The organism is Variovorax sp. R-27, from assembly GCF_049913215.1.
In the GTDB taxonomy this organism is placed as follows: domain Bacteria; phylum Pseudomonadota; class Gammaproteobacteria; order Burkholderiales; family Burkholderiaceae_C; genus Variovorax.
This window is the reverse complement of sequence record NZ_CP183984.1, coordinates 358,805-379,204: the sequence shown is the minus strand read 5'-3', so window position 1 is coordinate 379,204 and position 20,400 is coordinate 358,805. Positions and strand designations below refer to the sequence as shown.

21 protein-coding genes are annotated in these 20,400 nt (G+C 68.1%); 5 read left to right on the top strand and 16 right to left on the bottom strand.

Features of this window, described 5'->3' with window-relative positions:
• Positions 1 to 22: 22 nt before the first annotated feature.
• The 3 genes from mreD to ACN9MV_RS01780 form a co-directional block, all read right to left on the bottom strand.
• Positions 23 to 544: a rod shape-determining protein MreD gene (gene mreD / locus ACN9MV_RS01790; RefSeq protein WP_093053544.1), complete on the bottom strand. Its 522-nt coding sequence runs from the start codon at positions 542 to 544 to the stop codon at positions 23 to 25.
• On the bottom strand, positions 541 to 1,503 hold the full coding sequence (mreC, locus tag ACN9MV_RS01785) for a rod shape-determining protein MreC (protein WP_426391126.1): 963 nt from the start codon (positions 1,501 to 1,503) through the stop codon (positions 541 to 543). The genes mreD and mreC overlap by 4 nt, the downstream gene beginning before the upstream one ends.
• Before the next feature lie 86 nt (positions 1,504 to 1,589).
• Positions 1,590 to 2,633, bottom strand: coding sequence for a rod shape-determining protein (locus ACN9MV_RS01780; protein WP_007833435.1), 1,044 nt, complete (start codon positions 2,631 to 2,633; stop codon positions 1,590 to 1,592).
• 216 nt (positions 2,634 to 2,849) lie between these two features.
• Between ACN9MV_RS01780 and gatC the strand changes: the two genes are divergently transcribed.
• Genes gatC through gatB form a run of 3 tightly spaced genes read left to right on the top strand, consistent with a single transcriptional unit; the run spans position 2,850 to position 6,131 of the window.
• The gene (gatC, locus tag ACN9MV_RS01775) at positions 2,850 to 3,149 is read left to right on the top strand and encodes an Asp-tRNA(Asn)/Glu-tRNA(Gln) amidotransferase subunit GatC (RefSeq protein ID WP_093053537.1); all 300 of its coding nucleotides are present in this window, start codon (positions 2,850 to 2,852) and stop codon (positions 3,147 to 3,149) included.
• Positions 3,149 to 4,639, top strand: coding sequence for an Asp-tRNA(Asn)/Glu-tRNA(Gln) amidotransferase subunit GatA (gene gatA, locus ACN9MV_RS01770; RefSeq protein ID WP_426391125.1), 1,491 nt, complete (start codon positions 3,149 to 3,151; stop codon positions 4,637 to 4,639). The genes gatC and gatA overlap by 1 nt, the downstream gene beginning before the upstream one ends.
• A 1-nt stretch (position 4,640) precedes the next feature.
• Positions 4,641 to 6,131: an Asp-tRNA(Asn)/Glu-tRNA(Gln) amidotransferase subunit GatB gene (gene gatB, locus ACN9MV_RS01765; protein WP_426391124.1), complete on the top strand. Its 1,491-nt coding sequence runs from the start codon at positions 4,641 to 4,643 to the stop codon at positions 6,129 to 6,131.
• Between the two features lie 43 nt (positions 6,132 to 6,174).
• On the opposite strand, the gene ACN9MV_RS01760 is transcribed toward gatB, so the two are convergent.
• On the bottom strand, positions 6,175 to 6,870 hold the full coding sequence (locus ACN9MV_RS01760; RefSeq protein WP_176928763.1) for a DUF4124 domain-containing protein: 696 nt from the start codon (positions 6,868 to 6,870) through the stop codon (positions 6,175 to 6,177).
• A gap of 13 nt (positions 6,871 to 6,883) precedes the next feature.
• Positions 6,884 to 7,570: an orotate phosphoribosyltransferase gene (gene pyrE / locus ACN9MV_RS01755; protein ID WP_093053529.1), complete on the bottom strand. Its 687-nt coding sequence runs from the start codon at positions 7,568 to 7,570 to the stop codon at positions 6,884 to 6,886.
• A 12-nt stretch (positions 7,571 to 7,582) separates the two neighbouring features.
• Between pyrE and ACN9MV_RS01750 the strand changes: the two genes are divergently transcribed.
• Positions 7,583 to 8,386, top strand: coding sequence for an exodeoxyribonuclease III (locus ACN9MV_RS01750; protein WP_426391122.1), 804 nt, complete (start codon positions 7,583 to 7,585; stop codon positions 8,384 to 8,386).
• Between the two features lie 8 nt (positions 8,387 to 8,394).
• Here the strand turns inward: ACN9MV_RS01750 and ACN9MV_RS01745 are convergent, their stop codons facing one another.
• From ACN9MV_RS01745 to ACN9MV_RS01700, 10 genes are read right to left on the bottom strand one after another with little or no spacing between them, the layout of a single operon-like run.
• Positions 8,395 to 9,912: an amidohydrolase family protein gene (locus ACN9MV_RS01745; RefSeq protein WP_426391121.1), complete on the bottom strand. Its 1,518-nt coding sequence runs from the start codon at positions 9,910 to 9,912 to the stop codon at positions 8,395 to 8,397.
• A 28-nt stretch (positions 9,913 to 9,940) separates the two neighbouring features.
• On the bottom strand, positions 9,941 to 10,996 hold the full coding sequence (locus tag ACN9MV_RS01740; protein WP_426391120.1) for an ABC transporter substrate-binding protein: 1,056 nt from the start codon (positions 10,994 to 10,996) through the stop codon (positions 9,941 to 9,943).
• A gap of 21 nt (positions 10,997 to 11,017) precedes the next feature.
• Positions 11,018 to 11,431 carry a DUF3830 family protein gene (locus ACN9MV_RS01735; protein ID WP_093054233.1) on the bottom strand — a complete coding sequence of 138 codons (414 nt, stop codon included), beginning with the start codon at positions 11,429 to 11,431 and terminating at the stop codon, positions 11,018 to 11,020.
• 5 nt (positions 11,432 to 11,436) lie between these two features.
• Complete coding sequence (locus ACN9MV_RS01730) at positions 11,437 to 12,213, bottom strand: ABC transporter permease (protein WP_093076753.1); 777 nt, start codon at positions 12,211 to 12,213, stop codon at positions 11,437 to 11,439.
• The gene (locus ACN9MV_RS01725) at positions 12,210 to 13,100 is read right to left on the bottom strand and encodes an ABC transporter ATP-binding protein (RefSeq protein ID WP_426391119.1); all 891 of its coding nucleotides are present in this window, start codon (positions 13,098 to 13,100) and stop codon (positions 12,210 to 12,212) included. Before ACN9MV_RS01725 ends, ACN9MV_RS01730 begins: the two co-directional genes overlap by 4 nt.
• 8 nt (positions 13,101 to 13,108) lie before the next feature.
• A complete protein-coding gene (locus ACN9MV_RS01720; protein WP_097200605.1) occupies positions 13,109 to 14,254 on the bottom strand; it encodes a ring-opening amidohydrolase in 1,146 nt (381 codons plus the stop codon).
• Positions 14,251 to 15,720 (bottom strand): allantoinase AllB, encoded by a 1,470-nt coding sequence (gene allB, locus ACN9MV_RS01715; protein WP_093053511.1) that lies wholly within the window; start codon positions 15,718 to 15,720, stop codon positions 14,251 to 14,253. Before allB ends, ACN9MV_RS01720 begins: the two co-directional genes overlap by 4 nt.
• Positions 15,721 to 15,730: 10 nt before the next feature.
• Positions 15,731 to 16,522, bottom strand: coding sequence for an SDR family NAD(P)-dependent oxidoreductase (locus ACN9MV_RS01710; RefSeq protein ID WP_426391118.1), 792 nt, complete (start codon positions 16,520 to 16,522; stop codon positions 15,731 to 15,733).
• Positions 16,523 to 16,536: 14 nt separating this feature from the next.
• Entirely contained in the window at positions 16,537 to 17,592 is a 1,056-nt protein-coding gene (locus ACN9MV_RS01705; protein WP_093053504.1) for an ABC transporter substrate-binding protein, read from the bottom strand.
• Between the two features lie 11 nt (positions 17,593 to 17,603).
• Complete coding sequence (locus ACN9MV_RS01700; protein WP_426391117.1) at positions 17,604 to 18,425, bottom strand: cysteine hydrolase family protein; 822 nt, start codon at positions 18,423 to 18,425, stop codon at positions 17,604 to 17,606.
• A 128-nt stretch (positions 18,426 to 18,553) separates the two neighbouring features.
• Between ACN9MV_RS01700 and ACN9MV_RS01695 the strand changes: the two genes are divergently transcribed.
• Positions 18,554 to 19,462, top strand: a complete 909-nt coding sequence (locus tag ACN9MV_RS01695; RefSeq protein WP_093175520.1) for a LysR family transcriptional regulator — start codon at positions 18,554 to 18,556, stop codon at positions 19,460 to 19,462.
• Here the strand turns inward: ACN9MV_RS01695 and ACN9MV_RS01690 are convergent.
• Positions 19,459 to 20,367, bottom strand: a complete 909-nt coding sequence (locus tag ACN9MV_RS01690) for a LysR family transcriptional regulator (RefSeq protein WP_426391115.1) — start codon at positions 20,365 to 20,367, stop codon at positions 19,459 to 19,461. The genes ACN9MV_RS01695 and ACN9MV_RS01690 overlap by 4 nt on opposite strands.
• Positions 20,368 to 20,400: the final 33 nt, after the last annotated feature.

The window sequence follows — 20,400 nt, the reverse complement described above, 5'->3', positions numbered from 1 at the left end:
TGGCAAATGCGGCAGGCAGGGCTTAGAGGGGGCGGTTCTCGTCCGGTTCCGGGGTGCGGCGCTGGGGCGCGAGCAACAACGCCGTGACCAGCGGCCACAGCGCAGCCTCGATGGCGGGCGAGATCAGCACGGTCCACCCCGGGAACACGCCGCCGCCGATCATCCGCGTGACGACCTCGATCAGCTGCGACAGCGCAAAGAGCGGCAGCACCTGCAGCGCCTGCGACAGCACCGGATACCAGAGCAGGCGCCGGTGGATGGTGATCGCGAAGAAGCCCAGCGTGGTGTAGGACAGCGCATGCTGGCCCAGCATCGACGACTGGTGCACGTCCATGCACAAGCCGAACACGAAGGCCGCGCCGATGCCCACGCGCGCGGGCTGGTGCACGCCCCAGAACACGATCACCAGCGCCAGCAGGTCGGGCATCCAGACCGCGCGGCCGATGGGGATCATGTTGATGAGCAGCGCCACCACGAGGCTGCTCCACATGAAGAGCGGGCTGACGGGCAGCAGGAGCTGCTGCTGGCCTGGACGCTTGATCATGGGCGCGCTCCCGCTGGCTTCTTTTCGTTCTTGCCCGCGCCGGGCTTGCCTTCAGGCCGCTTGCGCTGGGCGGCGGCGGGCGCGGCAGGCGGCGGCGCGGCCGGCGTGCCGGTGGGCTCGAGCACCAGCACATAGCGCGCGGCCGTCACATGGGCCAGCGGCATGCAGTAGATGCGGGCGAAGGCCGAGTCGGCACGCCGCTCGATGCGCTCGATCTTCGCCACCGGCAGGCCGGCGGGGTAGATGCCGTCGACGCCGCTGGTGGAGAGCAGGTCGCCCTCCTGCAGGTCGGCATTGGCGGCCATGAAGCGCAGCTCCAGCCCGCCGCCGTGGGCCGAGGCGTCGCCGAAGGCCACGCTGCGCACGCCGGTGCGGGTGTTCTGCACGGGAATGGAAAGATCGCGGTCGATCACCAGCGTGACCTCGCTCGTGAAGGGCAGCACCTGCGTGACCTGGCCGAGCACGCCGCGCGCGTCGATCACCGGCGAGCCGGGCGCCACGCCCTGGGTCAGGCCCTGGTCGATGACGATCTTGCGGGTGTAGGGGTCGGCCGCGTCGTAGAGCACCTCGGCCGCGCGGCCCGGCGTGGCCGTGGTCTGGCGCAGTTCGAGCAGCTCGCGCAGGCGGGCGTTGTCCTGCAGCAGCGTGTCGGCCTGGGCGGCGCGTTCGGCCTGCATCATCAGCGCCTTGCGGGCGTCTTCCTCGTTGCGCTGCGCGGTCTTCAGGTCTTCGAGGTAGCGCCCGCCCCCCAGCACGGCCTGCACCGGCTTCAGCGCCACCCATTGCACCGGGTAGAGCACCGCGCCGATGGCCGCGCGGATCGGCTGCACGATGTGAAAGCGCGCATCGGCCACCATGAGGAACAGGGACAGCGCGCCGAAGAAGATCAGCTTGCTGAGCGCCGACTGCCCCTGGTTGAACAGGGGTGGCGCTGTGCGATCGAGCGTGCCCAGAGGCATGAATTCAGACCCGGCGGTGGTGCGGAATCAAATAACAAAAAGCCGGCCTGCGCAAGCAGAGGCCGGCCGATGATGGCTTTCGCCTTTTACTCGCTCGTGAAGATGCTGCCGAGACGGTCCATGCGCTCCAGCGCAATGCCGCAGCCGCGCACCACGCAGGTCAGCGGGTCTTCGGCCACCAGCACCGGCAGGCCGGTTTCCTCGGCCAGCAGGCGGTCGAGGTCGCGCAGCAGCGCGCCGCCGCCGGTCAGCATCATGCCGCGCTCGGCGATGTCGGCGCCCAGCTCGGGCGGCGTCTGTTCCAGCGCGTTCTTCACGGCCGAGACGATGTTGTTGAGCGGATCGGTCAGGGCTTCCAGCACTTCGTTGCTGCTGATGGTGAAGCTGCGCGGCACGCCTTCGGAAAGGTTGCGGCCCTTGACTTCCATTTCCTTGACTTCGGAGCCCGGGAAGGCCGAGCCGATGTTCTTCTTGATGACTTCGGCCGTCGGCTCGCCGATCAGCATGCCGTAGTTGCGGCGGATGTAGTTGATGATGGCTTCGTCGAAGCGGTCGCCGCCGACGCGCACCGAGCCCTTGTAGACCATGCCGCCCAGGCTGATGACGCCCACTTCGGTGGTACCGCCGCCGATGTCCACCACCATCGAGCCCGAGGCTTCGCTGACGGGCAGGCCCGCGCCGATGGCCGCGGCCATGGGTTCTTCGATGAGGTAGACGGAGGTGGCGCCTGCTGCTTCGGCCGCGTCCTTGATGGCGCGGCGCTCGACCTGGGTGGAGCCGCAGGGCACGCAGATGATGATGCGCGGGCTCGGCGTGAGCAGCGTGCGCGGGTGCACCATCTTGATGAACTGCTTGATCATCTGCTCGGTGATCACGAAGTCGGCAATGACGCCGTCCTTCATCGGGCGGATCGCCTCGATGTTGCCGGGCACCTTGCCCAGCATGGCCTTGGCCTCGCGGCCGACGGCCTGGATCACCTTCTTGCCGTGGGGGCCACCTTCGTGGCGAATGGCGACAACCGAGGGTTCGTCCAGCACGATGCCCTTGTTACGGGCAAATATCAGGGTGTTGGCGGTGCCGAGGTCGATCGCAAGGTCGGTGGAAAAGTACCGACGGAAAGCTCCAAACATGTGCGGAATTCCTCTGAGTACGGCCTGCGCATCGGCAGGTCGTCACTCTATTTTTTGGGTCGTTTGACGGGGTGAATTGATCGTTTTTGGCGCAAAAGCCGGCGCGTTCGCGGGGGTTGCGGCAAAGGCGGGATAATACCCGAATCCCCTCTGATTCCTGTATTAGCACCCGCTTCGGCGTGCGATTACCTTCGCTTTTTTGGGCCGTTCCGACCTATGTCACTCTCCGCTTCCGATATTGAGCGCATTGCCTCTCTGGCGAGGCTGCAGCTTGCCTCCGATGAAAGCGAGCGCATGCTCAGCCAGATCAACGGCTTTTTCGATTTAGTCGAACGTATGCGTTCCGTGGACACCACGGGCGTCGAGCCGCTGGCCCATCCGGTGGCCGCGCTCGAAGACATCACGCTGCGCCTGCGCGACGACGTGGTGAGCGAACCCAATAACCGCGAAGCCAACCAGAAGAGCGCCCCGGCCGTCGAAGCCGGCCTGTTTCTCGTGCCGAAGGTGATCGAATAATGAGCAGCGGTGAATTGCACCAGATGAGCGTGGTCGCGCTGGCCAAGGCGCTGGCCGAGCGCAAGGTCTCGGCCGTCGAGGCCTCGCAGGTTTTTCTCGGCCGCATGAAGGCGCACGAGTCGCTCGGCACCTTCGTCGACGTCAATGAAGAAGTCACGCTGGCCCAGGCCCGCGCCGCCGACGCGCTGATCGCCACCGGCAACGCACCGGCGCTGGCCGGCGTGCCGATCGCGCACAAGGACATCTTCGTCACCGCCGATTTCGCCACCACCGCCGGCTCGAAGATGCTCGCGGGCTACCGCTCGCCCTTCGACGCCACCGTGGTCAGGCGCCTGGCCGAAGCCGGCGCGGTCACGCTCGGCAAGCTGAGCTGCGACGAGTTCGCGATGGGCTCGGCCAACGAGAACATCGCCGTGCCCGCCGTGGGCCACGACAAGGCCGTGCCCGTGCAGAACCCCTGGAACCGCGAGCGCATTCCGGGCGGCTCGTCCGGCGCCAGCGCGGCTGCAGTCGCGGCACGCCTGGCTCCCGCAGCCACCGGCACCGACACCGGCGGCTCGATCCGCCAGCCCGCGTCGTTTTGCGGCGTGACCGGCATCAAGCCCACCTACGGCCGCGCCTCGCGCTACGGCATGGTGGCCTTTGCGTCGAGCCTCGACCAGGCCGGCCCGATGGCCCACTCGGCCGAAGACTGCGCGCTGCTGCTGTCGGCCTTCTGCGGCCCCGACCTCGACCGCGATTCGACCTCGCTCGACAAGCCCGCCGAGAACTTCGGCCGCTCGCTGAACGACTCGCTCGAAGGCCTGCGCATCGGCGTGCCGAAGGAGTTCTTCGGCGAAGGCGTGGCGCCCGGCGTGCGCGCGGCCATCGATGCCGCACTCGCGCAGTACGAAAAGCTCGGCGCCAAGCGCGTCGAGGTCACGCTGCCGCGCACCGAGCTGTCGATTCCCGTGTACTACATCATTGCCGCGGCCGAGGCCTCGAGCAACCTGAGCCGCTTCGACGGCGTGAAGTTCGGCCACCGCGCGAAGCAGTACAAGGACCTGTCCGACATGTACGAACGCACGCGCGCCGAAGGCTTCGGCGATGAAGTCAAGCGCCGCATCATGATCGGCACCTACGTGCTCTCGCACGGCTACTACGACGCCTACTACCTGCAGGCGCAAAAAGTGCGCCGCATGATCGCCGACGACTTCCAGCAGGCCTTCAGGCAGTGCGACGTGATCGCCGGCCCCGCCGCGCCCACCACCGCATGGAAGCTCGGCGAGCACGGCGACGACCCCGTGGCCGACTACCTCGCCGACATCTTCACGCTGCCCGCCTCGCTGGCCGGCCTGCCCGGCATGAGCGTGCCCGCGGGCTTCGACGGCGGCATGCCCGTGGGCCTGCAGCTGATCGGCAACTACTTCGGCGAAGCGAAGCTGCTAAATGCGGCGCACCGCTTCCAGCATGCCACCGACTGGCATGCACGCACGCCGGAGGGCTTTTGAGATGAGCGAGACCGTGAACACATTCGAAGCACAACAACAGGGCCGCCCGACCGGTCCGCTGGTGCGCGGCTATGAAGTCATCATCGGCTTCGAGACGCACGCGCAGCTGTCGACCGCGAGCAAGATCTTCAGCCGCGCCTCCACCGCCTTCGGCGCCGAGCCCAACACGCAGGCTTGCGCGGTCGACCTGGCACTGCCCGGCACGCTGCCCGTGATGAACAAGGGCGCCGTCGAGCGCGCCATCAAGCTCGGCCTGGCGCTGGGCTCGCACATCGCGCCGCGCAGCGTGTTCGCGCGCAAGAACTACTTCTACCCCGACCTGCCCAAGGGCTACCAGATCAGCCAGTTCGAGATCCCGGTCGTGCAGGGCGGCTCGGTCTCGTTCTTCCTCGGCGAAGAACAGAAGACCGTGCGCCTCGTGCGCGCCCACCTCGAGGAAGACGCGGGCAAGTCGCTGCACGAGGACTTCATCGGCCAGAGCGGCATCGACCTGAACCGCGCCGGCACGCCGCTGCTTGAAATCGTGACCGAGCCCGACATGCGCTCCACTGCCGAGGCCGTGGCCTATGCGAAGGAGCTGCACAAGATCGTCACGTGGATCGGCATCTGCGACGGCAACATGCAGGAAGGCAGCTTCCGCTGCGACGCCAACGTGTCGGTGCGCAAGCCCGGCGACAAGCTCGGCACGCGCCGCGAGATCAAGAACCTGAACAGCTTCAAGTTCATGCAGCAGGCGATCGACTACGAGATCCGCTGGCAGATCGAAGAGATCGAGGACGACCGCGAGATCGAACAGGCCACCGTGCTGTTCGACCCCGACACAGGCGAGACGCGCGCGATGCGTGCCAAGGAAGACTCGGCCGACTACCGTTACTTCCCTGACCCCGACCTGCCCCCGCTTGTCATCGCCGCCGACTGGATCGAGCGCGTGAAGGCCACCATGCCCGAGCTGCCGCGCGCGATGGCCGAGCGCTACGTGCGCGACCACGGCCTGTCGGAATACGACGCGGCGCAACTCACGCAGAGCGCTGCGCTCGCCGCTTACTTCGACGAAGCCGTGAACGCGGGCGCCACGCCCAAGCTCGCCAGCAACTGGATCACCGGCGAAATGGCGCGCCGCCTGAACGCCGCCGAGATCGGCATCGAGGCCGCACCGGTGAAGGCACAGCAACTGGCCCAGCTGGTGAAGCGCATCGCAGACGGCACGCTGCCGAACAACGCCGCGCGCCAGGTGTTCGAAGCCCTGTGGACCGGCGAAGGCAGCGATGTCGACGCGATCATCGAAGCCAAAGACCTGAAGCCGATGAACGACACCGGCGCGCTCGACAAGATCCTCGACGAAGTGATCGCCAAGAACGCGAAGAACGTCGAGGAATACCGCGGCGGCAAGGAGAAGGCGCTCAACGCCCTCGTGGGCCAGGTCATGAAGGCCAGCGGCGGCAAGGCCAATCCGGCGCAGGTCACCGAGCTGCTGAAAGCCAAGCTGGGCTGATGGCAAGAAACCGGGGCCTTGGTGCAAGGCCCCGGCAGGTTCATCAGCGGGGATTCCCGCCGTTCTGCGGCGACCAGAGCGTCTTCAGACGCGTGCGCTCTTCGTCGAAGCGCGCATTCACCCGCTTCTTCTCTTCTTCCTGCTCCGCAATGAAGCGGTTCTGCACCGCCACGCTCTGGGTGTTGTCTTCAAGCTTGCGGCGCACCGCGCCCGGCGCCTTGCTGGTGTCCTGCTTGTAGAACTCCATCTCCTCGTCGATCTTCTTGCGGTCTTCGCTCAGCTCGGCAATGCGCTTGCGCGCCGCCTGGGTCACCGCATCGATCTGCGCCAGCGCCTCGCTGCGCTCGCGGTCGTGCGTGGCGAGGTTGGGGTAGCGCACCAGCAGCGCACGTTCGCGGCGCCGCTCGTCGGTCAGGCGCGCGGTCTGGATGGCGGCTTCGCGGGCGCGGTCTTCGCGCTCCTGCAGCTCGCGCGCGGTGTAGGTGGGCTCGACTTTGCGGCGCACCGAGCCGCTCGGGTTCAACTCGCGCTGCTCGCGGTCGGTGCACTCGGCAATCGGCCGGTCGGCCGTCAGCGTGCGGCCGCGGGCATCGGTGCAGGTATAGATGCCGGGGGAGGCGCCTTCCACTTTCTGCGGTTGCGCTTGCAAGGCGCCGCAGAACGAAGAAACCGCCAGGAAGAAAGAAGCCGACGCCAGCAGGCGGATCGGCTTGCCGTGATCGTCGCGTGCGTCGTGCATGGGTGCCCTTGCCTCAGCTGGTGGCGCCGTAGCGCGTGCGGTAGGCCAGCACGCGCTCGCGGTGCGCGCCCAGGTCGGCAGCGGCGTTGCCCGAGAGGTAGCTCAGCAGGTCGTCCAGCGTGGCGATGGCAATCACCGACAGGCCGAGCTGGTTGCGCACGTACTGCACGGCGCTGTGGTTTACGTCGACACCGTTCTCGGTGGCCTTTTCCTGACGGTCGAGCGCGATGGCCACTGCATGCGGCGTGGCGCCCGCTGCCTGGATCGCCGCGATCGACTCGCGTACCGCGGTGCCGGCCGACATGACGTCGTCGACGATCAGCACGCGGCCCTTGAGCGGTGCGCCCACCAGGTTGCCGCCTTCGCCGTGCGCCTTGGCTTCCTTGCGGTTGTAGGCAAAGGGGTAGTTGCGCCCGCGCCGGGCAAGCTCGGCGGCTACCGTGGCGCCCAGCGGAATGCCCTTGTAGGCGGGGCCGAAGATCATGTCGAATTCGAGCCCGCTTTCGATCAGCCGGTCTGCATAGAATCCGGCGAGCCGGGCGATCTTGCCGCCGTCGTCGAAGAGCCCCGAATTGAAGAAATAGGGGCTCATTCGACCGGCCTTGGTCTTGAATTCGCCAAAGCGCAGCACGCCGGCATCCAACGCAAACTGGACGAAGTCCTGTGCGACCGCGCTGCTTTTCTCACCATCTACAGCCATCGGGAATTCCTTGTGTTCAAACTGACCAGTCTCAATCTCAATGGCCTGCGTTCGGCCGCTACCAAAGGCGTGGCCGACTGGGTGGCCGAACTTGCGCCGGATTGTATTTGCATGCAGGAGATCCGCGTCCAGGCCAGCGACATCGAAGGCCGGTTCGAGGAAATGGCCGGCCTCAAGGGCCACTTCCACTTCGCCGAGAAAAAAGGCTACGCCGGCACCGCCATCTACACCAAGCACAAGCCAAGCCAGGTCGTGGTGGGCTGGGGCGACGCCGAGTTCGACGCCGAGGGCCGCTACCTCGAACTGCGCTTCGACACGCCCAAGCGCAAGTTCTCGGTCATCAGCTGCTACTTCCCGAGCGGCAGCTCGGGCGAGGAGCGGCAGGAGGCCAAGTTCCGCTTCCTGAAAGGCTTCTTTCCGCACCTGCTGGCACTGAAGAAAGAGCGCGAGTTCGTGCTGTGCGGCGACATCAACATCGCCCACAAGGAGATCGACCTGAAGAACTGGCGCGGCAACCAGAAGAACAGCGGCTTCCTGCCTGAAGAACGCGCCTGGATGACGAAGCTGCTCGACGCCGGTGCCGAGGGCGCCGGCCTGGTCGACGTGTACCGCATGCTCAAGCCCGACACCACCGGCGATGCCTACACCTGGTGGAGCAACCGCGGCCAGGCCTATGCGAACAACGTGGGGTGGCGGCTCGACTACCACCTGGCCACGCCGAAGACCGCGGCGCTGGCGCGTACCGAGCAGATCTACAAGACCGTGAAGTTCAGCGATCACGCGCCGATCACGGTGGACTACGACTTCAAGCTGTAAGGCGCGGCCTAGCCGCAGCAGCCACCCATCCGCCCGCGCCGGTAGAACGGCCCGAGGTCCTCGGCCAGCGCCTTGACGGTCTCACGCCACGACAAGGCGCCGGCAGCATCCGCCGCCAGCGCGCTGCGCATGCGTGCCAGCAGTTCGGTGCGCAGCGCGGGCTCGTCGACGCCCTGCACGCGGCCCGCATCGACCACCACGCGCCCGCCGACCAGCACCTTGGCGATGTGGCTGCCGTTGCCGCGCGCCAACAGCAGGTCGAGCGGATCCGTCTCGGCGAAGAGCGCGTCGTCGTCGAGCGCATCCCAGTCCAGCAACACCAAGTCGGCCGCGGCGCCGGGCACGATGCTGCCGCCGCCAGCCAGCCCGCCGCGCACGCTGCGCGGACCGTTGCGCGCGGCAAAGGCCCAGAGCTGGTCGCGCGTCATCGTGGTGTCGTAGCCCCAGCCGCGGTGCAGCGAGTACGCCAGCCGCATCTCGCGCAGCGCGTCGTCGTCTTCGTCGAAGGCCATGCCGTCCAGGCCCATGGCCACGCGGCATCCGTGCCGCAGCATCTCGGGCACCGGCGCAATGCCCGACTTGAGCCCCAGGTTGGAGCTGGTGTTGACCGCGATCGTCGCGCCGCGCTCGGCAATCAGCGCCAGTTCCTCGGGCCGCGCCCAGGCGCAGTGCGCGAGCGTGAGGCGCGGGCCCAGCAGCCCGATGTCGTCGAGAAAACGGACGATGCCGCCGGGGTGGTTGGCATCGGCCCAGTCGCGCTGATAGCGCGTTTCGAGCAGGTGCATGTGAACGGGCCGGCCCGTGTCGGCCGATGCCTGCGCAATTGCCTCGAGCAGCGGCGTGCTGCACCACTGCACCGCCGTCGGGCCGTACTGGACGGTCGCGTGGCCGCCATGGCCGTCCTCTTCCACCATGCGCGCGACCTCGTCGACCAGCGCAAGCTGCTGCGCGGGCGCCACCGGCTTCACCGCCAGCCGTTCGGCCACTGCATGGCGGATGCCGGGGCGCAGCGCCGCCAGAACGCTCGCGTCGTCGCAGTAGGCAATGCCGTGGCGGTCGCGCATGGCAATGGCGAAGCCGATGCGCACGCCGACGTCGCGCGCCGCGCGCGCCACCGCCCTAGCCTCGTCGACATAGGCCATGCCGCCCTGCACGCGCGTGTAGTGGACCATCAGGTTCGCCACGCCATGCCGCACCGAACGCGCGAACGAGGTCGCGGCGCAAAGGTACGGGTCCATGCCCGGCACCACGCCCAGGAACGGCAGCCAGCCTTCGAGCGGCTGGCCGAAGGCGCCCAGCGTGGCGCTGCGGAAGGTGCGCGCATGATCGTGCGCGTTGGTCAGCGCCGGCAGCGCGAGCAGGCGCGGCGTGCCCGTGCCGGCGACGGCCTCTTCCGCCAGCGGCGCGATCGACCGGATGCAGCCGTCCTCCAGCTCGATGCGCACATCCGATTGCGCAGGCTGCGCGCCGGGATCGGCCAGCAGCCAGGCGCAGTCGAGCGGGCCTTCGTGCATGCGAGCGGACATGGCGTTTCCTTCGTAGTCGGGTGGGCGTTCAGGGCGCAGCGATCTTGCGCTCCGCAAGCGGCGGCAGGAAGCGCCGGTCGAAGACCTCGCCTGCGGTCGGTGCATTCGCCAGTTCGAACGCTTCCTTCACCTGCCCGATGGCACGCGTCATGCGCTCGTCGTTCACGTCACCGATGCCGCCGGTGCCAACCTCGGGCGTCAGCATCACGGTGCGAAGCGTGTAGAGCAGGCGCCGCTTCTCCAGCGCCTGGTTGAGCAGCGGCTCGCGCTTCATCAACGCGGCAATGGCCGCGTCGGGGTCGGCCACCGTGTCGCGCACCGCCTTGTTGACGGCACGCACCAGCCCGGCCACGGCCTGCGGCTTGTCCCTGAGCAACTGGCGGGACACCAGCACGCCGTTGCCGTACAGGTCGACGCCGTGGTCGCCGTAGTGGAACCAGCGGATGTCCTTGTCCGGGTCCACGCCCTGCGCCACCAGGTTCATGTAGCTGGTCACCGAGAACACGGCCGAGCCCTCGACGTGGTCCTTCAGCAGCATCTGCTCCTGCAGGTTGGGTGCCATGCTGGTCCACTTGACCTTGCCCGCGTCCACGCCGTTGCGGGCCGCCATCAGCGGGAACATGCGTTGCGCGGCGCCGCCGGCCGGCGAGCCCAGCGTGCGGCCCTCAAGGTCCTTGAGGGTCCTGATGGGGCTGCCCGCCTTCACGATGAGCGCGAACGGCGCGCGGTTGTAGACCATGTAGACCATCACGGGCGCGGCGCCGGGCTTGGCGGCCGCGTTCTGGATGACCGCATTCACGTCGCCGAAACCCGCGTCGTAGGCCCCGGCCATCACCTTGGTCACGGCCGCCGCCGAGCCGTCGCCCTGGTCGATCGTCACCGCGAGCTTTTCCGCGGCGAAGTAGCCCCGGTCTTCGGCGAGGTAGTACCAGGCATGGATGCCCTGCAACTTCCAGTCGAGGACGAACTTGATAGGCGTGAGCTGCTGGGCGCGTGCTTCGCGCACCGGAAGCGCCGCGAGCGATGCGCCCAACGCGGCGGACACCGCGACGACCGCTGCGCGGCGGGATACTGGAAAGGACATGCGAGGCTCCCGTGGGTTGAATCAGATGGCTTCAAAGAGAACGTCCTGCGCGCCTTCCCACAGCACCCTGGTGCCGAGCGTGCGCAACTGCTCCCGCCCTTCGACGATGGTGAGGAAGTGGTTGCCCGCAAGCGTGCCCATCTTGCTGGCGAAGCTGCAGGCGCCGTAGGCCAGGATGATCTCGGTCTCGCTGTAGCCGCCGGGGTAGAACAGGATGTCGCCCACCGACGGATGGCTGGTGTGGTTCTCGAAGCCCACGCCCAGCTGGAAGTCGCCCAGCGGCACCCAGCAGCCTTCGCCGCTCCAGCGCACGTGAATGAGCTTCTGCCGGTAAGGCAGCAGCCGGCGAAAGGCCGCGACGGTGAGCGGCGCGTCGGGGTGCGTCTGCGCCACGAAGCGCAGGCCGCCGGCGGTGATACGGACGAGATCGCTCATGTCGTTCATGCCATCGCCATGTCGGTCTTGCGCTGGGCCCAGCCCGTCATGCGCCGCTCGACCAGCGACGAGACGGCATACAGCGCCACCCCCATCGCAGCAAGCAGGAAGAGCCCGGCGAACACCATCGGCACATCGAAGTTGCCGCTGGCGATCATCATCACCGTGCCGATGCCCTGGTTGGACGCGACCGTCTCGCTCAGCACGGTGCCCACGAAGGCCAGCGTGATCGCGATCTTGAGCGAGGCGAACAGGTAGGGCAGCGCACGCGGCAGGCCCACGTTCCAGAGAATGTCGCGCTTCCTCGCGCCGAGCACGCGCAGCACGTCCTCCAGCTCGGGCTCGGTGCTCGCGAGGCCGGTGGCCACGTTGACCACCACCGGAAAGATGCTGATCACCATCGAGGTCAGGATCGCCGGCACCGTGCCCGCGCCGAACCACACCACGAACAGCGGCACCACCGCCACCTTCGGAATGCTGGAGAACCCCACCAGCAGCGGATAGGTCACGTCGTAGGCCAGCTTCGAAGAGCCGATCATCACGCCGATGACGATGCCCGCTCCCACGCCCAGCACGAAGCCGGCGAGCGTGGTGTAGAGCGTCTGCACGGTGTGCGGCCACAGCAGCGGCATCTTCTGGATCAACACCGCCGCGATCTGGCTCGGGCGCGGCAGGATCAGGTCGGACACGCCGAAGGCCAGGCACACCACCTCCCAGAGCACGAAGAAGCCGACGAGCGCGCCCGCGGAAAGCAGGCGTTGCCGTGCTAGCGGCGCGATCATGCGGCCACCTCTTCGAGCACATTCCCAGGCGGCACCAGCATCGGTACTGGCACCGCATCGCTTTCGCGGCGCGCCTGCGCGATGCGCATGCGCAGCTGCTGCACCAGCGCCGCGAACTCGGGCGCATAGCTGCTCTCCAGCGTGCGCGGCCGCGCGAAGCCCACGTCGCGCGTTTCGAGAATGCGCCCCGGCCGCGCGCTCATCACGCAGATGCGGTTGGCCAGGTAGGCCGACTCGCGCAGGTCGTGCGTCACCAGCAGCACGGTCGGGCGCTTGGCGATCCACAGCGTCTGCATGATGTCCCACAGCTCCTCGCGCGTGAACTGGTCGAGCGCGCCGAAGGGCTCGTCGAGCAGCAGCAGTTCGGGCTCGTGCACGAGCGCACGGCACAGCGAGGCGCGCTGCAGCATGCCGCCCGACAGCTGCCACGGCCGCTTGTCGCCGAAGCCCTTGAGCCCCACCTGCGCCAGCAGCGCATCGGCGCGCTCGGCGTATTCGCCGCGCTTCTTGCTGCGGTAGTGCTGCCGGAAGGGCTCGACGATCTTGAGCGGGATCATCACGTTCTCGCGGATCGTGAGCCACGGCAGCATGGTTGGGTTCTGGAAGGCGAGGCCGATGCGAAGGCGCGGTGCTGTCGACGCATGCGCACCCGCCGGGGCCAGCGTGCCGGCCGCGCCCACCTCGCGCCCACCGGCAATCACCGCGCCCGCACTCGGCCTCAGCAGGCCGGCCACCAGCTTCAGGATGGTCGACTTGCCGCAGCCGCTCGGGCCCACCAGGGCAACGAAGTCGCCCTTCTCGATGTCCAGCGTCGTATGGTCCAGCGCGATGGTGCCGCCGCCATAGCGCAGCATCACGTCGGACAGTTGGATGAATGCGTTGCCCATGAGGTCCTTCAGGAAAATGTGGAGTCCGTGTCGTCCACCCGCAGGATCGCGGCCACCGGGCCGCCGCCCGCGGGCCCCTGGTGCTCGGCGCCGCCCGACACGTACAGCGCCGTATGGCCGGCCACCGAGGCCAGCACACCGCCCACCACGGCACGCGCATGGCGCGTCGAGTGAATGTCGGAGTCGTTGAGCATGGTGTGGCGCGTGTCGCGCACGCGGCCGTCGGGGCTGGCCTCGGCCTTCGCGAGCAGGTTCACGAGCCGCGCCGACAAAGCCTGCGCATCGCGCTCCGGGTCGAGCCCGAAGGCATCGCGCAGCAAGGCGCGCACGCTCGCGGCGTCGATCGCATCGCGCATCACCGCATGGGCGATGCGGAACGCCGACGCGCTGCCTTGCGCCTCGCCGAGCACGATGACGACGTTGTCTTCCAGCTCGATGCCGGCCGAGGCCGATGCGCGCGCGGAGAACAGCCGCCAATCGCTCATCACGCTGGCATCGCAGACCTCTTCGCGCGCGACTTCGCCAAGCGCGACCGCCACACCGAGCGCCGATGCGCCGCGCGAATAGCCCATCGACTCATAGCTGTCGTGGGTCACGGGTGCGGCGCCGCGTGCCAGCGCGGCGGAGACCTTGGCCGCGGTAAGCAACGGGCACTTGACCTGCACGAAGTGCACGTCGTCCGCGCTCTCGATGCCCGCATCGCGCATGGCCTCGGCCACGGCTTCGGCCGTGGCGTCGACCTGTGCGGTGCGGCCCAATTCCTCCGGCAGGAAGGCGCGCGTGTGCGCGACGCCGACCACGAGGCGCTTGCCCGGGCCAGCCGGCGCTTCGGCCACCCAGCGCCGCGTGAACACCGTGAAATGCGGCGACAGCACGCCCTCGGTGCCGCCCGACATCACCAGCGCCACGCGGGCATGCACCGCGTCGGGCGTGCAACCCAGCGCGGGCGCCAGCAGATGGCACCAGGCACTGGATGCGTACTCGCGCGTGAAGTCGTTGACGCAGCCGTTGCCTTCGGTCTTTCCCATCACGGCCACGATGTCGGCCGCGACGATCTCGCCCGCATCGATCAGCGCCCTGGCGCCGCTCAGGTCGCCCGGCCCGCTGCACGGGATGCGCCATACCTGCACCTGCTGCACGCGACCCGCGTTCATGCGGCGCTCCAATCCACCGCACCCACCGGCACGGCCGTCGCAGGCACGCCGGCCGGCGTCTGCAGGATGGCGCTGCTGTAGTGCTCGGTGTTGCGCGGCTTCGGAGTGGGCATCTTCTGCACACCCTTCACCGTGCGCCCCCAGCCGACCGCATCGCTCACCAGCTTGCCTTCGCGCATCACGAAGCGCCCGCGCAGCAGCGTGTGCAGCGGATAGCCCTTCACCGCGCGGCCGTTCCACGGCGATATCTTGCTGATGCTCTGCAGCCGGTTCTGCGACAGCGTGCCGGCGCGCTGCATGTCGACGATCGCGATGTCGGCGTGCGCACCCGGCGCGATCACGCCCTTGGTGCCATACAGGCCCCAGGCCCTGGCCGGGTTCACCGCGCTCCAGCGCACGTAGTCCATCAGCGTGGCGCGCTCGCGGTTCACCTCGGTCAGCATCAGCGGCATCTGCGTCTCCACGCCCGGAAAGCCGCAGTCGCAGTCCCAGATGCTCTCGCGGGTCTTCTCTTCGGGGGTGTGCGGCGCGTGGTCGGTCGCGATCATGTCGAGCGTGCCGTCGAGCAGCGCGTCCCACAACGGCTGGTTGTGGCGCGCCTCGCGGATCGGCGGATTGAGCCGCATCACGCCGCCGAGCTTCAGCATGTGGCTGGTGTTCAGCAGCAGGTACTGCGGGCAGGTCTCGGCCGTCACGTCGACGCCGCGGCGCTTGGCTTCACGCAGCAGGAAGAGCGAATCGGCCGCGCTGTGGTGCGCGATGTGCACGCGCGCGCCGGTCCACTCGGCCAAGGTGAGCACGCGGCCAATGGCTTCGATCTCGGCCACCGCCGGGCGCGCGGCCAGGTGCGCCATCGCGTCGATGCGGCCGGCGGCCTGCATCTGCTTCTGGCGGCGCTGCAGGATTGACGAGTTCTCCGCATGCACCACGGTGCGGATACCCAACGGGGCGAGCTTCTCGAAACCCTCGAGCAACGCACCATCGGTAGGCGCGGGCAGGTTGCCGAAGGTGTTGCCGACAAAGGCCTTGAAGCTGGTGACGCCGGCGTCGAGCAGTTCTTCGAGCCGCTCGACCGTATCGTCGCCCAACAGGCCGTGGATGCCGAAGTCGCAATACGACGACTCGGCTGCCTTCTGCTTCAGGCGCAGGGCCTCGACGGTGCCCGTCGCCGGATTGGTGTTGGGCATCTCGAACACGGTGGTCACGCCGCCCATCGCGGCGGCGGCCGAGCCGGTCTTCCAGGTTTCCTTGTTCGGGTAGCCCGGGTCGCGGAAATGCACGTGGCTGTCGATGGCGCCCGGCAGCAGAAACAGCCCGTCGGCGCGCATCTCCTCGCGCGCCGGCGGCATGGTGTCGTCATGGCCGACGGCCACGATGTGCTCGCCTGCGATGGCCACGCTGGCTTCGATGATCTGGTCTGCGGACACGACGCGCGCGCCGCGAATGACGAGGTCGACTTCTTTCATGCCGGTCTCCTCAGAGCATGGCCCAGCCGCCGTCGACGGGCAGGTCGACGCCGGTGATCTGTCGGGACACATCGCTCGCCATGAAGAGGCAGGCGTTGGCAACGTCGGCATCGGTGGAGACGCGGCGCAGCGCATAGTCGGCCGCGTGCCGCGTCATCGCTTCTTCCAGCGTGATGCCGAGCTTGTCGGCCATGTTGGCGCACACCTTCTCGCGAAAGCGCGGCCCGTCGACCATGCCGGGCGCCACGCAATTCACATTGATGCCGTACGGGCCGGCCTCCAGCGCAAAGCTCTTGGTGATGCCGCGCAGGCCCCACTTCGAGGCCGAGTAGGCCATGCGGCCGGCGCGTCCGCGCATGCCGAAGGTGCCGCCGACGTTCACCACCTTGCCGCTCCTGCGCTCGATCATCGAGGGCAGCACGGCGCGCATTGTGTTGAAGCAGCCTGTCATGTTGAGCTGCACGATCTCGTCGAATTCCTCGCTCGTGGTTTCCCAGCCGGTCTTGCCGATCGGGCCCGAGCCGCCGGCCACGTTGACCAGCACGTCGATGCGGCCGAAGGCCTCCAGCGCATGCGCGGCCAGTGCCTCGGTCTGCGAGCCCACGGTCAGGTCGCAGGGCACGACGACCGCATCGACGCCGAGCGCGCGCGCCTCCTCGGCCACAGGCTCGATGGCGCCGATGTCGCGCCCGGCCAGCACCAGCTTCGCGCCTTCCCGGGCAAAGGCCAGCGTCACGGCGCGCCCCATGCCCTTGGCCGGGCCGGTGATGAGCGCCACCTTGTCTCTCAGTTGCAGTTCCATGTCGTTTCTCGCTTTCAGTTCAAAGTCTTGGAGGGGCGCTCGGCGCGCGCGGGCAGGAAGCTGCGGTCGAACACTTCGGCAGGCGCCGGTGTGCGCGGCAGCTGGTTGGCGTCCACCACGATGTCGATGGATTTCTTCAATCGCGCGTCGTCCACGTCGCCCAGGCCGATGCGGGCCACCTCCGGGTGGCTCATGTCGTTGCGCAGCGTGGCGAGCAGCTTTTCCTTCTCGACCTCGCGCTTGAGCAGCGGCTCGCGCTTCATGACGTAGTCGATGCCCATGTCCGGGTCGGCAATGACTTCCTTCACCGCGCGGTTCAACGCCTTCACGAAGCCTTGCACCGCCTTGGGGTTGTCCCGGGCGAAGACGCGCGAGAAGAACACGGCGTTCGAATACAGGTCCATGCCGTGGTCGCCGTAGCGGATGAAGCGCAGGTCCTTCGCCGGATCGAGCCCCATCGCCTTCGCGCTGAAGCTCACGGTGGTGACGTAGCCGAAGGCGGCGTCGATCTGCCCGCGCGTGAGCATCTGCTCGCGCAGGTTGGGCGCCATGTTGGTGATGCTTACCTTCGACGCATCGACCTTCGCGATCCTGGCGAAGGCCGGGAACAGCTTCAGCGCGCCGTCGTTGGCGGGGCCGCCGATGGTCTTGCCTTCGAGGTCCTTGGGCGTCTTGATGGGGCTGCCCTCCTTCACCACCAGCGTGAAGGGCGGCGTGTTGTAGAGCATGTAGACCGCCACCGGCGCATCGGCCGGGCGTTTCGATGCCAGGTCGACCAGTGCGTTGAGATCGCCGAAGCCGGCCTGGTAGGCGCCCGCCGCCACCTTCGGGATCGAGGCCGCGGAGCCCTCGCCCTGGTCGATCTCGACGTCGAGGCCCTCGGCCTTGAAGTAGCCCTTGTCCTGGGCGACGAAGAACCAGGCCTGCGGGCCTTCGTACTTCCAGTTGAGCACGAGCTTGACCGGCACCTGCGCGGCGGCGGAAACGGCCGCCAGGGCCAGGCCGGCGGCAGCGCCCAGCGAAGCGAGCGAACGCACGAGGCGCGAGTTGGCGAAGAAGGACAGCGGCATGCGGAGGACTCCTAGCGTTTCTTGGAGAGTGAGGAAAGCGAAGCGAGCAGCGACTCGGCGGTTGCAACGAAACCGTGCAGCTGCTGCACGATGAAATGAATGCCGCGCGTCACGTAGGCCGGCGACGGGGTGCCGCACGCGTCCTTCAGCAACACGCAGTCGTAGCCGAGGAAGTTCGCGTCCTGCAGCGTCGAGAACACGCAGCGGTCGGTGTTGATGCCGGCGAACAGCAGCGTCGTGATGCCCTGCTGGCGCAGGACGCTGTCGAGCTCGTTGTCCCAGAAGCCGCTGAGGCGGTGCTTGTGCACCGTGATGTCTCCGGGCGCTACAGCCAGCTCGTCGATCACCTGCGCACCCCACTCGCCCTGCACGAGCGACGGGCCGTGGTCGATGGGCGAATGCTCCGCATAGCCCACGCCGTCTGCGCTGCGCTTGCCCTTGAATTGCACCGTGGGCGACAGGTTGAGGCGGTCCGCGCGAATACCCCAGTTGAGCCACACCACGCCGCCGCCAGCCGCGCGCCATGCCGGCAGCAGCCGCGCGATGGTCGGAATGGGCTTGCGCGCCGCGCGAATGCCGATGCCCTTCTGCGCGAACCAGCCCTCGGGATGGCAGAAGTCGTTCTGCATGTCGACCACGACGAGCGCGCTGCGCGCCAGGTCGAACTCGATCGGCTGCGGCTCGGCGGGCATCTGCACGGGCCGTGGCCGCTTCGGGAAGCGCACGAGGCTGACCCGGCCGCCGGCGAGTGTCCAGGCGTTGTGGGGCGCCGGACCGAAACGGACGGGCGGTTGCGCCGCATTGGTGCGCGAGGGTGCAGATCGGCGTGTCATGCGAGATCGGCACGCAGTCGCCGTGCCAGAAGGTGCTCCGAATCCATACCGATTCACGTACTGCCCGTTGCCGTTGCGGCAACGGTAAAAGCGGCACTCCTGGCGCGCTTCGTGCAATCGCCACGGGCATGAACCACCTTCGCTTCCTGCGCTATGCAGACGAGGTCGCCCGGGCCGGCTCGATCCGCCAGGCGGCCGAGCGGCTCCATGTCGCACCCTCCGCCGTCAACCGCCGCATCCAGGACCTGGAGGACGAACTGGGCACACCGCTCTTCGAGCGTTTGCCGCGCGGCATGCGCCTGACCGCCGCGGGCGAACTGTTCGTGCGCTACATCCGCGGCCGCTCTTCGGAGCTGGAGCGGGTGCGCTCCGAAATAGAAGACCTGCAGGGCCTGCGCCGGGGCGCCGTCCGGCTGGTGGCCAGCCAGGCGCTCGCGCCGCGCTTCCTGCCGGCGGCCGTGAATGACTTCGCTGCGGAGCACCCGCTGGTGGCTTTCGATGCGCGCATCGGCGACCACGTGCAGGCCGCCGACGCGCTGCGCAGCTTCGAGAGCGACCTCGCGCTGGTGTTCAACCTGGCGCCGGAGTCCGACATCGAGCGCGTGTGCGCGGTCGAGCAGAAGCTCATGGCCATCATGCACAAGCGCCATCCGCTGGCGAAGTCCAAGACCCTGCGCCTGAGCGATTGCGCCGACTACCCTGTGGTGCTGCCGAACCGCGACACCGGCGGGCGCCAGATGCTGGAGCGCTTTCTCGCCCGCAGCTCCACGCGGATAAGGGCCATGGTGGAGAGCAACAGCTTCGAGTTCCTGCGCGGCTGCCTCTACGACGGGCGCTCGATCTCGTTCCAGATGGCCATCGGCGCCGCGGCCGAAGCCCCCGACATCGTGGCGCGGGACATCGAGGACCGCGGCTTTCCGCGTGGCGAACTGGTACTGGCCAGCCTGCGCGGCCGGCAGTTGCCGGTGATCGCCTATGCCTTCGCGGAGTTCCTGCGCAAGCGGCTCACCGGGGCGCAGGCCGCGGACGCCCGCTAGCGCGACAGCGCGGGCAGCGCCTTCTCCAGCGTGGCGACGAAGGCCTGCATGGCTTCGGTCTCGTGCGCGCCGCGCTTGGTGATGCGGAAGAAGTCGAGCCCCACCTTCGGCTTGGTCAGCACGTCGGTGCGCACGCGGTGCCGGCGGCAGGCGGCCAGCGCAAAGGTCGGCATCACGGCCGTGCCGAAGCCGGCCTCCACCATCGAGATCAGCGTGCCGAAGAAGTTGAACGCGGGCCGCTGCGCGTCGGCGCGGCCGATGATGGCCAGATGCTGGTCGATCACCTTCTGGATCGGGTTGCCGGGCGGCAGGCCGAGGAGTTCGGCGCTGCGCAACACGGACCATGGCGCGGTGCCGATGGCAGGCGGCTCTTCGCCATCACCATCGCAAGGCGCCACCCGCATCAGGTGAAAGCGCCCTACCGGCGTGCGCTCCAGCCCCGCCGCGGCCTTGAAGAAAAAGCCCAGGCCCACATCGGCATCGCCGGCCGCCACCATCGCCTCCACGTCGCGCAGGTCGGCGTCGAACAGGCGCAGGCTCACCTGCGGATGCGCCGCGCGGAAGGTGGTGAACACCTGCGGCAGCAGATGCGAGGACACCAGCGGCGTGGCCGCAATGCGCAGCGTCTGGCGCGCGGCGTCGCCCTCGGCGCCCAGCTCGGCCGCCACGTCGTCGAGATCGGTCACCAGCCGTTCAACCACTGGCAGCAAGCGCCGCCCTGCCGGCGTGAGGCTCACCACGCGCGTGGTGCGATCGAACAGCCGGCAGCCCAGCTGCCTTTCCATCTCGCGGATCAGGATGCTGAGCCCCGCCTGCGTGATGTGCGCCTGCTCGGCCGCGCGCGTGAAGTTGCCCATGCGTGCCACCTGCAGGAATGCGCGCATCTGGCGGGTCGATAGGTTCATAAGGATTCATGATAAATCCATATCACATCTAAA

Bases quoted from the DNA above. Each gene is read 5' to 3' on its own strand.
- mreD (WP_093053544.1), bottom strand. From the start codon at position 544: ATGATCAAGCGTCCAGGCCAGCAGCAGCTCCTGCTGCCCGTCAGCCCG.
- mreC (WP_426391126.1), bottom strand. From the start codon at position 1,503: ATGCCTCTGGGCACGCTCGATCGCACAGCGCCACCCCTGTTCAACCAG.
- ACN9MV_RS01780 (WP_007833435.1), bottom strand. From the start codon at position 2,633: ATGTTTGGAGCTTTCCGTCGGTACTTTTCCACCGACCTTGCGATCGAC.
- gatC (WP_093053537.1), top strand. From the start codon at position 2,850: ATGTCACTCTCCGCTTCCGATATTGAGCGCATTGCCTCTCTGGCGAGG.
- gatA (WP_426391125.1), top strand. From the start codon at position 3,149: ATGAGCAGCGGTGAATTGCACCAGATGAGCGTGGTCGCGCTGGCCAAG.
- gatB (WP_426391124.1), top strand. From the start codon at position 4,641: ATGAGCGAGACCGTGAACACATTCGAAGCACAACAACAGGGCCGCCCG.
- ACN9MV_RS01760 (WP_176928763.1), bottom strand. From the start codon at position 6,870: ATGCACGACGCACGCGACGATCACGGCAAGCCGATCCGCCTGCTGGCG.
- pyrE (WP_093053529.1), bottom strand. From the start codon at position 7,570: ATGGCTGTAGATGGTGAGAAAAGCAGCGCGGTCGCACAGGACTTCGTC.
- ACN9MV_RS01745 (WP_426391121.1), bottom strand. From the start codon at position 9,912: ATGTCCGCTCGCATGCACGAAGGCCCGCTCGACTGCGCCTGGCTGCTG.
- ACN9MV_RS01740 (WP_426391120.1), bottom strand. From the start codon at position 10,996: ATGTCCTTTCCAGTATCCCGCCGCGCAGCGGTCGTCGCGGTGTCCGCC.
- ACN9MV_RS01735 (WP_093054233.1), bottom strand. From the start codon at position 11,431: ATGAGCGATCTCGTCCGTATCACCGCCGGCGGCCTGCGCTTCGTGGCG.
- ACN9MV_RS01730 (WP_093076753.1), bottom strand. From the start codon at position 12,213: ATGATCGCGCCGCTAGCACGGCAACGCCTGCTTTCCGCGGGCGCGCTC.
- ACN9MV_RS01725 (WP_426391119.1), bottom strand. From the start codon at position 13,100: ATGGGCAACGCATTCATCCAACTGTCCGACGTGATGCTGCGCTATGGC.
- ACN9MV_RS01720 (WP_097200605.1), bottom strand. From the start codon at position 14,254: ATGAACGCGGGTCGCGTGCAGCAGGTGCAGGTATGGCGCATCCCGTGC.
- allB (WP_093053511.1), bottom strand. From the start codon at position 15,720: ATGAAAGAAGTCGACCTCGTCATTCGCGGCGCGCGCGTCGTGTCCGCA.
- ACN9MV_RS01710 (WP_426391118.1), bottom strand. From the start codon at position 16,522: ATGGAACTGCAACTGAGAGACAAGGTGGCGCTCATCACCGGCCCGGCC.
- ACN9MV_RS01705 (WP_093053504.1), bottom strand. From the start codon at position 17,592: ATGCCGCTGTCCTTCTTCGCCAACTCGCGCCTCGTGCGTTCGCTCGCT.
- ACN9MV_RS01700 (WP_426391117.1), bottom strand. From the start codon at position 18,425: ATGACACGCCGATCTGCACCCTCGCGCACCAATGCGGCGCAACCGCCC.
- ACN9MV_RS01695 (WP_093175520.1), top strand. From the start codon at position 18,554: ATGAACCACCTTCGCTTCCTGCGCTATGCAGACGAGGTCGCCCGGGCC.
- ACN9MV_RS01690 (WP_426391115.1), bottom strand. From the start codon at position 20,367: ATGAACCTATCGACCCGCCAGATGCGCGCATTCCTGCAGGTGGCACGC.